Raw genomic sequence first — 11,870 nt, 5'->3', positions numbered from 1 at the left:
CATGCGCTTCGCCTCTCCTCCCAGACGCCGCCCGTCGGAGGCCATCGTGCCGATGATCAACGTGGTGTTCCTGCTTCTGGTCTTCTTCCTGATGACGGCGACCATCGCGCCGCCGGAGCCGATCGAGGTCAGCCCTCCCGCAACCGAGGCCGGGTCGGAGCCCGAACCCGGGGCGGCGCTTCTGGCCGCCGCCGACGGCGAACTCGCCTTCGGTTCCTCGCGCGGGGATGAGGCGCTGGCGGCCGCGATCGCCACCGCGTCGGAAGCGGGAGAGCCGCTCCTCCTCCGCGCGGATGCGGAACTCGAGGGGGTGGAGCTTGCCCGACTCCTCGCGCGCCTCGCCGCTGGCGGGGCCGAGCGGGTGGACCTCGTCACCGTTTCGAAGGGGGCGGGGCAATGATCCTCAGGCGCGTCGCGGAGCCCCTGGCCTTCCTGTCGCTCGCGACGGCGGTCCACGCGGCCGTCTGGATCGGCCTGCCCGGGAACGGCGCGGGCGGCGCGTCGGCCGAAGGCGGTGGGGGCGCTTCGGCCGTGACCCTCGCCGGGAGCCCGGCGCTTTCGCGCCTCGCTGCAGAATGGAGCCGTCCGCCGGAAGCCGCGCCCGAAGCTCCGCGCGCGCCTGCCGCACCGGAAACCGCCTTGGCTCCAGCCTTGCCCGCGCTTGAAGCGGAAACGGCTGCCGCGCACATGGTTTCCGCGCCCACGTCTCTCTCCAGCCTCGACGACGACGCAGCGCCGGGTGTCGACACAACGCCGCCGCCTCCGCCCCGTGTCGAGGCAGCGGCGGCGCCGCCGGATGCAACCCGGCCCAAGGCGCGGCCCGACGAAAAGCCGTCGAAGCCGCAACCCGCGACCGAGGCCGCAGCCGGCAAGGGCTCCGCGCCGCAGGCCGGAAGCGCGGGCGCGGTCGCGTCGGCGCCTGGAACCGCGCAGACGGGGGAAGGCGCCCTGTCCGAGGGCGAACGCAACAGCCTCATGGCGCAATGGGCCGGGCAGATCCGTTCGCGCGTCGAGCGGCGGAAGGCCTATCCCCGCGCGGCGCAGGTGCAGGGGCTGACGGGCACCGTGACGCTGCGGCTCACGGTGGCGCCCGATGGCAGGATCGTGAGCTATGGCATCGCTCAAAGCTCAGGTCACGCGCTGCTGGATGAGGCGGCGCTCGTGGCCGTCGCACGCGCGGGCCGTTTTCCTGCCGCGCCTGAGGGCCTCGGCGGACAAGCTCAGTCCTTCACGCTGCCCGTGACCTTCTCGCGCTGACTGGCCTTGGGCGGTTCAGCCCTGCTCATCACTTTGCCTGACCCAGGCCGAACCGCCGGGCCAGCGCGTCCACCTCGCGGATCAGGAGGGACATGTCGACCCCGACCGCCGTGAATAGCTTTCTGGACGCGATGCAGGTCCGCGCGAACTCCTCGTCAAGCATCAGGATGCCGGCGGGTTTGCCGAGAGCCTTCAGCCGGGCAATCGCGCCAAGGATCGCCTCGCGCGCTTCCCGATGGCTGACGTTTCCCGGGTGCCCCATCGACGCGGCGAGATACGAGGACCCGATGAAGGTGCCGTCAACCCCATCCACGCCGCGTGTACCAGCCGGCGGGTAGCGGACCGCCCAGACAGCCGCCAAGGCCTCCGCCCGGCTTTCGATCTATGGCAGGAGCGTCTGCGCCGCCTGGTCGAGGTGCCGCTTGACAAGCGCCGTGTCGTTCACGACCGGCCGGACGATGGCCGAAGTCGCGTAGGGGGCCGCGGCCTGAAGAAGGCCCGGAATGGTGCTCACCTCGACCGGCGTATGTTCCGTGTCGATCAGGATCCAGTCAAAGCCGGCGCCGGCCATGGCTTCGACCACGCTAGCGTCGGGGATGGTCGCCCAGACGCCAATCTGTGGCTCGCCCACCAGAAGCCGGCGTTTGAACGTGTTCTCTGGCAGGTTCATCTGGGCTCATCCTCGGGCAGGATTGCGGTTCGCGAAGCGGTGATCCGTGGTGCCACGACCCGCCACTCGAAGCGGATCCTGCCCTTCTACGTCGCGGGACCTGCAATGGCTTCGCGACGGATCGCCGACTGGAACCGTCCATATCGGGCCGAAGGTTTGCCGTGCTTGACCGAAGTCAAGGCGCGCTGCGCTGCCACGGGGCTACGAATATTGGCAATCGGACCGGAAAAGGGGGTGCACCATGGCCGAGACCAAGCAACCGAAAGGGGCGATGCCGTCCTTCGACGATATGCCGAAGCAGGTGACGGAGATGATGTCGACCATGGCCAAGATGCAGGGCCACATGTTCGACGCGCTGATGCGGCAGAACATCGAGATGCTCGATTTCATGAAGGAGCGGTTTGAACGCGACCGCAAGCTCATGTCCCAACTCGCCTCGACGGAGGACCCGACCGAGGCGTCCAAGCTCTGGGCCGAGTTCTGGCAGAAGGCAGCGAAGGACTATTCCGAGGAAACCAGCAAGATGACCGGCATGCTGGCGGAAGTGACCTCGGACACGGTGCGCCGCATGAACGAGGAAGCGATGTCCGCGATGACCAACAAGGCGAAGAAATAGCGGGCCATGCACTTCCAGACCGGCTGCGCCGGGTGGGCTCTGGTGCGGGACGCTACTTGCCGATCATCGACTTGAGTATTTCGCTGGCGGCGGCGATGTCCGCCTGCACTGCGCGCCGGGCCTCCTCCGGGTTCCGGGCGCGCAGGGCGTCGATCAGCGCCCGATGGCAGGTGTTCGATTTCGCGTAGTTGCCCGATCCGCGCAGATGATTGAAGTAGGGGCTGATCTGGAGCCACAGAGGTTCGATCAGCGCGCGCAGCGTCGGCGATCCGGCCGCGTCGTAGACCCCGAAATGGAGTTCGCGGTTGGCCCGGAGATAGCGCTTGACGTCTCCGTCCGCCACCGCGTCGTCGAGCGCGTGGTGGAGTTCCTCGAGACGGTCGAGGGTCGCGGCGTCGATCCGCTCCGCTGCCCATGCCGCCGCCAGCCCCTCGACCTCGGACCGGACCCTGCGAAGGTCTTCGAGCCTTTCCAGCGACAGCGCCGGAATCCCGACCGATCGCCCCCCGACGACCGCGAGCGCGCGCTCCGCCGTGAGCCGGTGGAGCGCTTCCCGAACCGGCATGTGGCTTACCGAAAAGGCGGCCGCGAGGCTCTGGATCGTGATCGTGCGCCCGGGCTCGATCTCGCCATTCATGATGAGGTCCTTGACCTGCAGGTACACGTAGTCCTGCAGCGTCTCCCGCGGCGCTGGTCGCGCCGGGATCGTGGCGTCGATGGGCTTCTTCTGTTCCAGCACCAGCACTCCTTGAAGCGAGAACCGCGAAAACGCAAGCCCCCGCATTTGATCATGATAGCTAATCATTGATTTTTGATCAAATTGATGAGAGGCTTTTCGAGTCCGTATCGCCTGGCGGGGATGGGTCAGGCTCGCGATCGCGGATCAGCCGCGGCGCGGAACGGTCAGTTTGGGAGGATGAACAATGAATATTTTCCGCAAGTTTGCGGCGCTCGGATCGTTGGCGGCCCTCGGTGCCGCGGCGGCGATCGGGGCGCCCGGTGAAGCTCAGGCGCAGGAGAAGCACAAGATATTCCTGTCGATGAGTTACATCGGCAACGACTGGCAGGCCGAGGCCGCCAACATGATCAAGGCGATGGCGGCTCATTCGAGCATGGCCGACAAGGTGGACCTTCAGGTTCAGGTTGCGGGTCCCAACGCGCAGCGTCAGATCCAGCAGATCAACGCGATGGTGCAGGCTGGGGCGGACGCGATCGTCGTGTTCCCGATTTCGCCGACCGCTCTCAACAGCGTGGTGAAGAACGCCTGCGACAAGGGCGTGCTTGTCTTCGCCTACGACGCCGAGATCACCGAGCCCTGCGCCTACAACATCTCCATCGACCAGGAGGAGGCCGGGCGTGTCACGGCGGAATGGCTGGTCGAGCAGCTCAACGGAGAAGGCGACATCGTGGTCGTGACGGGCGTGCCGGGCACCTCGGTCGATACGCTCCGCACGCAGGCCGCGAAGGAGGTCTTCGATCAGCATCCCGGCATCAACATCGTTGCCGAGGCGGTGGGCATGTGGAGCCAGGCCGTTGCCCGGACCGAGATGTCCAAGATCCTCGCCACCCGAGGCTGGGATGATATCGACGGTCTTTGGATGCAGGTCGGGTGCTACACCGCGAACGCCATGCAGCTCGAGGCGGGAAAGACCGCCGAAGAGCTCCTGCCCTGCGCCGGTGAGGGCGCCAATGGCGGCCGCATCCAGATGCTGGCCGCCGGTACCGAGGTGGAGGGCGGCGATTGCCCCTACTGCCCGATGGGCGCGCCGCGCATCTCTTACGCCTCGCCGCCCTATTCGGGCGCTCTCGCGCTGAAGAAGGCCGTCCAGGCTCTCGAAGGTGCGGAGGTCGAGAAGCGGATCACCCTCCCGCTTCCGGTCGTGACCAACGAGACGATCAAGTACTGCGAGACCGGTTCCTGGGATGAAATGGCCGCAGGCTGCAACGCCTTCCCGCCGGCGCTAGTGCCGAACCCGGGCTGGTTCGCCTCCATCTTCTCGGAGGAGACACCCGAGGTCGGTTTCCAGGCGGCCCTGATCGGCCAGCCGGAAATGTGACGCGTTTGGCCGGGGGCGCATCTGCGCCCCCGGTTTCATGTCAATCCAGGGCAGGCATCTCGTGCACTCCTCAAGCGACAGTGCGGCCAAGGCATCCGCCTTTTCGGTCCAGGGCGTCCGGAAGGCTTTCGGAGCCACGGTCGCGGTCGACGATGTGTCATTCTCGGTGGAGCGAGGGCGTGTTCACGCGCTCCTTGGCGAGAACGGCGCGGGCAAGAGCACGCTCGTCAAGCTTCTGAGCGGCCTGACGTCGCCCGATGCGGGAACGTTCCACGTTTTCGGGGAAAGGACCAACCTCACCTCTCCGCGGAAGGCGCACTCTCTCGGGATCCAGACGGCCTTCCAGGAAATGACGCTGGTCGGCGACCTGACCGTGCTCGACGCGATGCTGATGCCTTATGCGCCCGTCGGCATTTCTGGGATGATCAGGCGCAAGGCAGCAGCCCGCGAGGTGGCCGAACATTTCGCCGCGCTGGGGATCGGGGATATCGACCTGACCGATGACGTAAGGGACCTCGACCTGACCCAGCGGCAGAAGATCGAGATCGCGCGCGCACTCTTCCGCAAGCCGCGCATCCTGCTTCTCGACGAGCCGACCTCGACCCTGTCGGGACGGGACGTGGACTGGCTCGGCGACCTGATCGAGGCAGAGCGGAACAAGGGAACGACCGTCGTCTTCATCTCGCACCGGCTCAGGGAGGTGCGGGACTTCTGCGAGACGCTGACGATCCTGCGGAACGGCAAGCACATCACGACGGGCCGGGTCGATGAATTCTCGGACGAGGACGTGATCCGGATGATCGTCGGCCGCTCCATCGGCCAGGCGTTTCCCGACCGCCCGACCGAGAGTGCGGAGGGGCAAGAGATCCTCCGGGGCGAGGGGTTGCGCACGGAACACCGGCTTCGGGACGTGTCCTTTTCACTGCGCCGGGGCGAGATACTGGGCATCGCGGGGTTGCAGGGGATGGGGCAACTCGACCTGTTCCTGAGCTGCTTCGGCGGTGCCGAGCTGACGGGGGGGCAGCTTCACGTCGACGGCAAGCCTGTGACGATCACCACGCCGATGGATGCCGTCAACGCCCGCATCGGCATCAGCCTCGTCCCCGAGGACCGCAAGACCGAGGCGCTGTTTCTGAAGCTGTCGGGCCGATACAACACCTCGATCCCCGTCATAAGCCGCTTTGCGCGCTTCGGACTGATCGACACGAAGGCGGAAACCGCGGCCGTGCTTTCCGCCTTCCGGCGGGTGGATGTGCAGGAGCGCGCACTCTGGACCCGCGCGGGGGCGTTTTCGGGCGGCAACCAGCAGAAGATCGCGATCGCGAAATGGCTTCTGGCGGAAAGCCGGGTGCTTCTGCTCTATGACCCGACGCGCGGGATCGACGTGGGCACCAAGCACGAACTCTACATGCTCATGCGGGCCTTCGCGGACGCGGGCGGCGCGGTCCTGTTCTATTCGAGCGAGATCCCCGAACTCGTCCACCTCGCCGACAGGGTGCTCGTCCTCTACAAGGGCCGGATCGCCCGCGAGGTGAGCGGCCCGGCCCAGACCGAGGAAGCCATCGTCGAGGCCGCTCTCGGCGGCGCGGAACTTCACGAGGCAGCGGAATGACGGCCGTCAACGAAGACACTCCCGCCCCGTCGGGGCGCCTCCGGTTCCGGGCTGGGAGATACCGCGGGCTGATCGTGGCGGCGGTCGTGCTGATCGCCCTCCTCGTCTTCAACGACGTCATGAGCGCCGGGCCGATGAGCTACTTCGAGGTGAGCTTCATCTCCTCGGGCGGCGCGACGCTGGCCTTCGCGGCCGCCGGCCAGACGCTCGTGATCCTCACCGGCGGGTTCGATCTTTCCGCCGGCGCGGTCGTTTCGCTCGTCAATGTCGTCCTCGCCACGCAGCTTGGCGATCCATCGGGTGGCCTGGTCACAGGCACGCTGATCGGTATCGGGATCGGTTGCCTCGCGGGCGCGTTCAACGGGTTCTTCGTCGCCGTGATGCGGCTGCAACCGATCGTCGTGACGCTTTCCACCATGTTCATCGTGCAGGGCATCACGCTTTTCGTCATGGACAAGCCCGGCGGGATGGTGCCGTTCGGGCTTTCGGCCGCGCTGACGCAAGACGCCATTCCGGGCCTGCTGCCAATGCCGCTGGTCCTGATCGGAGTGCTGATCCTGGCGTGGCTCTGGCTGAAGAAGACGAGGTTCGGGATCGCGATCTACGCGATCGGCTCGGACATGGACGCGGCGCGCGCGCAGGGCGTCCGGGTCGTCTGGGTGCGGTTCTGGGTCTACGTTCTGGCCGGAGGCTGCTACGGCTTCGCGGGTGTCTACATCTCTGCCCAGACCGGCGCGGGTGACCCGCTCGTCGGCAACCCCATGCTGCTTCAGATCTTCGCGGCGGTGGTTGTCGGCGGCACTGTGCTGGGCGGCGGCCGAGGCGGTGTCGTCGGCTCGATCATCGGCGCCTATGTCCTGATGATCGTCGTCAACATCCTCCTCGTCCTCAATGTCTCCGCCTATTACTCGACGGTCGCCGAGGGGCTGATCCTGATCCTCGCGGTGCTCGCGGGCGCGCTCGGGCGGAACGCGCGACTTGCGACATGGCTGCGGCAATGGGCACGTCGGCTCGCGGCGCGGCGGCACGGTCATCTGCCGAGACAGGGCGCGCGGCAGGCGGAATTCCTGCGCCTTCCGGAGCGCGAGGCGGCAGTCGTCGCGGCCACGCTGCCACCGTTCCGCGTGCGCCATGCCGAGGCGATCCGATACGCGCTGCCCGCCTATCTCTGCTTCGTCGGAGTGGTGCTTGCGACACAGTTCGTGATCGGCCACGCGCTGTTCAGCTGGACCTACTACAACTCCCTCCTCGTCCTGTCCTCGTTCCTCCTGATCCTTGCGCTGGGGCAGGGGACGGTGATCCTGACCGGCGGGCTCGACCTGTCGGTGCCGTGGATCATCGGGCTCTGCGGCATCCTGCTGACGGGTCTCGTCAACGGCCAGGACGGACCGCTGATCTACGCGCTTCCGCTGGTCCTCGGGGTCGGGGCGCTTATCGGAGCGCTGAACGGGATCGGGGTGGCGGTGCTCGGGCTCTCGCCGATCGTCATGACGCTCGCCATGAACGGCATCCTCCAGGGCGCGGCGCTGCTCTACTCGCAGGGTACACCCGCAGGGTATTCGGCGCCATTGATGCGGTGGTTCATGACGGCGCGGCCCTTCGGCGTGACGCCGGTCGTATGGCTCGTGATAGGCTTCGTCATCCTCTCGGTCGTGCTTCTGACCCGCACGCCATTCGGACGAAGGGTTTACGGCATCGGCAACGGCCAGCGCGTGGCCGCGCTTTCCGGCATCAACGTCGACCGGACGCTGATCGCCGTCTACATGCTCTCGGGCTTCTGCGCCGCCCTCGTCGGTTGCCTGCTGACAGGCTTTTCAGGCCAGGCGAGCCTCGGGATGGGCGACGAGTACCTGCTGCCGTCGATCGCGGTGGTGGTCGTCGGCGGCACGCTGATCACCGGCGGGCGGGGGACGTATCTGGGCATGGTCGGGGGCGTCCTGCTGCTTACGGCATTGCAGACTCTGCTGGCAGGCACGACGCTGCCCTACGCGACGCGGGCGATCCTGTTCGGGCTCGTGGTGCTGGGCGCGGTGATCGCGCTGCGCGAAAGGAATACCTGACGAAGGGGAGGCGGATGATGGAGTTTCGGGTCGGCGGTGTTCCCAGGGGATTGCGCGTCTTCATCTCTGGCGGGGCCGCGGGGATCGGGCGGACCATCGCGGACATGCTCGTCGCGCATGGCGCCCGCGTGCATGTGACCGACGTCTCCGACGAAGCCCTCGCCGATTTCACCTCGGCCCATCCGGACCACGCGGCAAGCAAGGCCGACGTGAGCGATGAGGGCCGGATGGAGCAGGTGTTCCGCCGGATCGGGGCGGACTGGGGCGGGCTCGACGCGCTCGTCAACAATGCGGGCATCGCCGGCCCCACCGGCGGGGTGGAGGAGATCAGCGTCGAGGACTGGCGGCGCTGCATCGACGTGGGACTCACGGGGCAGTTCATCTGCGCGCATTTCGCCGTGCCGATGATCAAGCAGGCCGGGGGCGGCGCGATCGTCAACATGTCCTCGGCCGCAGGCCGTTTCGGCTACGCCTTCCGCACGCCCTATTCCTCGGCCAAGTGGGGCGTGATCGGCCTGACCCAGAGCCTCGCCAAGGAACTCGGCCCGGACAATATCCGCGTGAACGCGATCCTGCCCGGCATCATCGAGGGCCCGAGGATGGAGAACGTGATCGCAGCGCGGGCCAGGCAGGTCGGCGTTTCGCATGATGAGATGAAGAAGACCTACCTGGAGCGCGTTTCGATGCGGAGGATGACGCCACAGGCGGATATCGCAGCGATGGCGACGTTCCTTCTTTCCGACATGGGCCGGAACCTTTCCGGCCAGTCCTTCGGTGTCGACGGCAACGTGGAGGCGCTCTGACATGGTTGAGGGGAAAGCAGTCGCCTGCGTCGGCGCGGGTCTGATCGGCAGGGCCTGGGCCATCGTCTTCGCCCGCGGGGGGCACCAGGTGCGCCTCCATGACGAGAACCACGCCGCCGCCGAAGCGGCGCGCGACTTCGCGGAAGATGTCTTGCCGGGGCTGGCCGAGGAAGGGTTGCTGAACGGCGCGAAGCCGGCGGAGGTCCTTGCCCGGATCAGTGCGGTGCATGACATCGAGGAGGCCCTTTCGGGCGCGTCATATGTTCAGGAAAGCACGCGCGAAGACCTCGAGGTCAAGCGCACGGTGTTCGCGCGCCTCGACGCGCTGGCGGACGAGGGAGCGACGATCGCCAGTTCGTCCTCCGCGATCCTGCCGTCCGCGTTCACGGAGAACCTCGCGGGGCGCCACAGATGCCTCGTCGTCCATCCGATCAACCCGCCTTACCTCGTCCCCGCGGCCGAGGTGGTTCCCGCCCCGTGGACGGATCGCGCCATCCGGGACGGGGCGGCCGGGTTTCTGCGCGATTGCGGCATGGCGCCTATTGTCATGGAGAGGGAGATCGACGGCTTCGTGATGAACCGGATGCAGGGCGCACTGCTCGAGGAAGCCTTCCGGCTGGTAGGCGAGGGCTATGCCTCGATCGAGGACGTGGATGTGGGCATCCGCGAGGGGCTCGCGCTGCGCTGGTCCTTCATGGGGCCCTTCGAGACGATCGACCTGAACGCTCCGGGCGGCGTGCGCGACTACGCCGAACGCTACCAGCAGATCTATGAGCGGCTTTTCCCGTCGATGCAGCACCGCGTGGATTGGTCGGGTCCGGTGATGGACGTGGTCGAGGCCGAGCGGCGCAAGCGGTTGCCGGAGGACAAGCTCGCCGAGCGGCATATCTGGCGCGATCGGCGGCTCATGGCGCTCATCGCGCACAAGCGCCGCGCGGCGCAGGACATAGGGGAGTAAGGGCATGGCAGCGAAGGGTAAGGTCATCATCACATGCGCCGTGACCGGCGCGATCCACACGCCATCCATGTCGCCGGCGCTTCCCGTGACGCCCGAGGAAATCGCGGACGCGGCCATCGGCGCGGCGGAGGCCGGGGCGGCGATCGTGCATCTTCACGCCCGAAACCCCGAAACCGGCCAGCCGGACCAGACGCCCGAGGGGTTCGAACCGTTCCTGAAGGTGATCAAGCAGCGTTCCGACTGCGTGATCAACCTCACCACGGGCGGCGCGCCCTACATGCGGGTCGAGGAACGCGTGGCGCCGGCGGAGAAATTTCGCCCCGAGGTCGCCTCGCTCAACATGGGATCGATGAACTTCGGCCTTTACCCGATGCTGGAGCGCTTCAAGGAGTTCAAGCACGACTGGGAGCGCCAGCACCTCGAAAACAGCCGCGACCTCGTGTTCCGCAACAGCTTCCAGGACATCGAATATGTTTTGCGCACGCTCGGAGGCGCCGGAACGCGCTTCGAGTTCGAGTGCTACGACATCTCGCATCTCTACAACCTCGCCCATTTCCTCGAACGGGGGCTCGTGAAGCCGCCGCTTTTCGTGCAGTCGGTGTTCGGTCTTCTCGGCGGGATCGGCGCCCATCCGGAGGACGTGTCGCACATGCGGCGGACGGCAGACAGGCTCTTCGGCGATGCCTACCGCTGGTCGGTCCTTGGGGCCGGGCGGCACCAGATGCGCGTCGCCGCGATGGCCGCCGCGATGGGCGGCAACGTTCGGGTGGGGCTTGAGGATTCGCTCTGGGCGGGTCCCGGCAAGCTCGCGGAATCCAACGCCCAGCAGGTGAGGATCGCCCGCGGGCTGATCGAGGGGCTCGGGCTCGAGGTGGCGACACCCGACGAGGCGCGGGAAATCCTGCAGCTCAAGGGCGGCGACCAGGTAGGATTCTGAGGTGTAAGATGCTGAGGATAGAGGTCTTTTCGGACAGGAAGGAACGGCTCGGAGAGGGGCCGCTCTGGGATGTGCGGGACGAGCGGCTCTACTGGATCGACAGCTACGGTCCCTCGCTCCATTCGTCGGACCTTCACGGAACGGACCGGCGCAGCTGGCTCTTGCCCGAACCCGTCGGGTCCTTCGCGCTTCGCGAGAAGGGTGGCGCCGTCGTTTCCCTGCGCCACGGCTTCTGCGCGCTGGATTTCGCGACGGGCGAGGTGAGCCCCTTGGCGGGGGTCCACGAGGGCGACCTCACCGCGCGCCTCAACGATGGCAAGACCGACCGCCAGGGCCGCTTCGTTGCCGGGTCGATGGATTTCGAGGAGCGCGAACCGGTCGGCAAGCTGTTCCGGCTCGATCCGGATCACTCGCTCGACGTTCTGGACCAAGGGATCATCTGCTCGAACGGCCCCTGCTTTTCACCCGACGGGCGAACGCTTTATTTCGCGGACTCCTTCAAGCGGACGATCTACGCCTATGGTTACGATCCCGACACCGGCCGCGTCCTCTCGCGCCGGGTCTTCGCGACGTTCGACGGGCTGCAGGGCTACCCCGACGGTGCGACGGTCGATGCCGAGGGCTACGTCTGGAGCGTCGAGGTCTACGCGGGCCGCCTTCTGCGCTTCGACCCGGAGGGCGCGCTCGACCGGGTGGTGGGCCTGCCGGTCTTCTCGACGACAAGCGCCATGTTCGGGGGGCCCGACCTCGACATCCTGTTCGTGACCTCGATGGCCCGCCCCTTCGGCCGCGCGCGGCACATGGAGCGGGAGGCGGGTATGGTGTTCGCGATACACGGGCTCGGCGTCAGGGGGCTGCCGGAGACACGTTTTGCCGGGTGACTTGAACAGATCGGAGGAG

Annotated in this window: 13 protein-coding genes; 10 read left to right on the top strand and 3 right to left on the bottom strand. The window is 67.0% G+C overall.

Translation table 11 applies throughout. The features are described 5' to 3' along the window. Position 1 precedes the first annotated feature (1 nt). Positions 2 to 400, top strand: coding sequence for a biopolymer transporter ExbD (locus tag ABCN56_RS03785; RefSeq protein ID WP_343079433.1), 399 nt, complete (start codon positions 2 to 4; stop codon positions 398 to 400). Next, positions 397 to 1,257, top strand: coding sequence for a TonB family protein (locus ABCN56_RS03780; RefSeq protein WP_343079432.1), 861 nt, complete (start codon positions 397 to 399; stop codon positions 1,255 to 1,257). Before ABCN56_RS03785 ends, ABCN56_RS03780 begins: the two co-directional genes overlap by 4 nt. 28 nt (positions 1,258 to 1,285) lie before the next feature. Here ABCN56_RS03780 and ABCN56_RS03775 read toward each other — a convergent pair whose 3' ends face one another. Then, positions 1,286 to 1,618, bottom strand: a complete 333-nt coding sequence (locus ABCN56_RS03775) for an aldolase/citrate lyase family protein (protein ID WP_343079431.1) — start codon at positions 1,616 to 1,618, stop codon at positions 1,286 to 1,288. A 21-nt stretch (positions 1,619 to 1,639) separates the two neighbouring features. Further along, the gene (locus ABCN56_RS03770; RefSeq protein ID WP_343079430.1) at positions 1,640 to 1,927 is read right to left on the bottom strand and encodes an aldolase/citrate lyase family protein; all 288 of its coding nucleotides are present in this window, start codon (positions 1,925 to 1,927) and stop codon (positions 1,640 to 1,642) included. Positions 1,928 to 2,168: 241 nt separating this feature from the next. Here ABCN56_RS03770 and ABCN56_RS03765 point away from each other — a divergent pair, with 241 nt between their 5' ends. Continuing rightward, entirely contained in the window at positions 2,169 to 2,543 is a 375-nt protein-coding gene (locus ABCN56_RS03765) for a phasin family protein (protein WP_343079429.1), read from the top strand. Between the two features lie 52 nt (positions 2,544 to 2,595). Here ABCN56_RS03765 and ABCN56_RS03760 read toward each other — a convergent pair whose 3' ends face one another. Continuing rightward, a complete protein-coding gene (locus ABCN56_RS03760; protein ID WP_343079428.1) occupies positions 2,596 to 3,327 on the bottom strand; it encodes a GntR family transcriptional regulator in 732 nt (243 codons plus the stop codon). A 139-nt stretch (positions 3,328 to 3,466) separates the two neighbouring features. On the opposite strand from ABCN56_RS03760, the gene ABCN56_RS03755 reads away from it, so the two are divergent. The 7 genes from ABCN56_RS03755 to ABCN56_RS03725 are packed head-to-tail and all read left to right on the top strand — an operon-like array spanning position 3,467 to position 11,851. After that, a complete protein-coding gene (locus ABCN56_RS03755; RefSeq protein WP_343079427.1) occupies positions 3,467 to 4,600 on the top strand; it encodes a sugar ABC transporter substrate-binding protein in 1,134 nt (377 codons plus the stop codon). Positions 4,601 to 4,637: 37 nt separating this feature from the next. Further along, complete coding sequence (locus ABCN56_RS03750) at positions 4,638 to 6,212, top strand: sugar ABC transporter ATP-binding protein (protein WP_343079426.1); 1,575 nt, start codon at positions 4,638 to 4,640, stop codon at positions 6,210 to 6,212. Further along, positions 6,209 to 8,272, top strand: a complete 2,064-nt coding sequence (locus tag ABCN56_RS03745; RefSeq protein WP_343079425.1) for an ABC transporter permease — start codon at positions 6,209 to 6,211, stop codon at positions 8,270 to 8,272. Before ABCN56_RS03750 ends, ABCN56_RS03745 begins: the two co-directional genes overlap by 4 nt. Positions 8,273 to 8,289: 17 nt before the next feature. Then, entirely contained in the window at positions 8,290 to 9,075 is a 786-nt protein-coding gene (locus tag ABCN56_RS03740; RefSeq protein WP_343079424.1) for an SDR family oxidoreductase, read from the top strand. 1 nt (position 9,076) lies between these two features. Then, positions 9,077 to 10,033, top strand: a complete 957-nt coding sequence (locus ABCN56_RS03735; RefSeq protein ID WP_343079423.1) for a 3-hydroxyacyl-CoA dehydrogenase — start codon at positions 9,077 to 9,079, stop codon at positions 10,031 to 10,033. A gap of 4 nt (positions 10,034 to 10,037) precedes the next feature. Beyond that, positions 10,038 to 10,970, top strand: a complete 933-nt coding sequence (kce, locus tag ABCN56_RS03730; protein WP_343079422.1) for a 3,5-dioxohexanoate:acetyl-CoA acetone transferase — start codon at positions 10,038 to 10,040, stop codon at positions 10,968 to 10,970. A gap of 8 nt (positions 10,971 to 10,978) precedes the next feature. After that, positions 10,979 to 11,851 (top strand): SMP-30/gluconolactonase/LRE family protein, encoded by an 873-nt coding sequence (locus ABCN56_RS03725; protein WP_343079421.1) that lies wholly within the window; start codon positions 10,979 to 10,981, stop codon positions 11,849 to 11,851. The last annotated feature ends 19 nt before the right edge of the window (positions 11,852 to 11,870 follow it).

Origin of the sequence: Ostreiculturibacter nitratireducens (genome assembly GCF_032670585.1) — a bacterium.
GTDB lineage: Bacteria > Pseudomonadota > Alphaproteobacteria > Rhodobacterales > Rhodobacteraceae > Ostreiculturibacter > Ostreiculturibacter nitratireducens.
The sequence above is the reverse complement of the archived record's forward strand: the minus strand, read 5'-3'. Positions and strand labels throughout refer to the sequence as shown.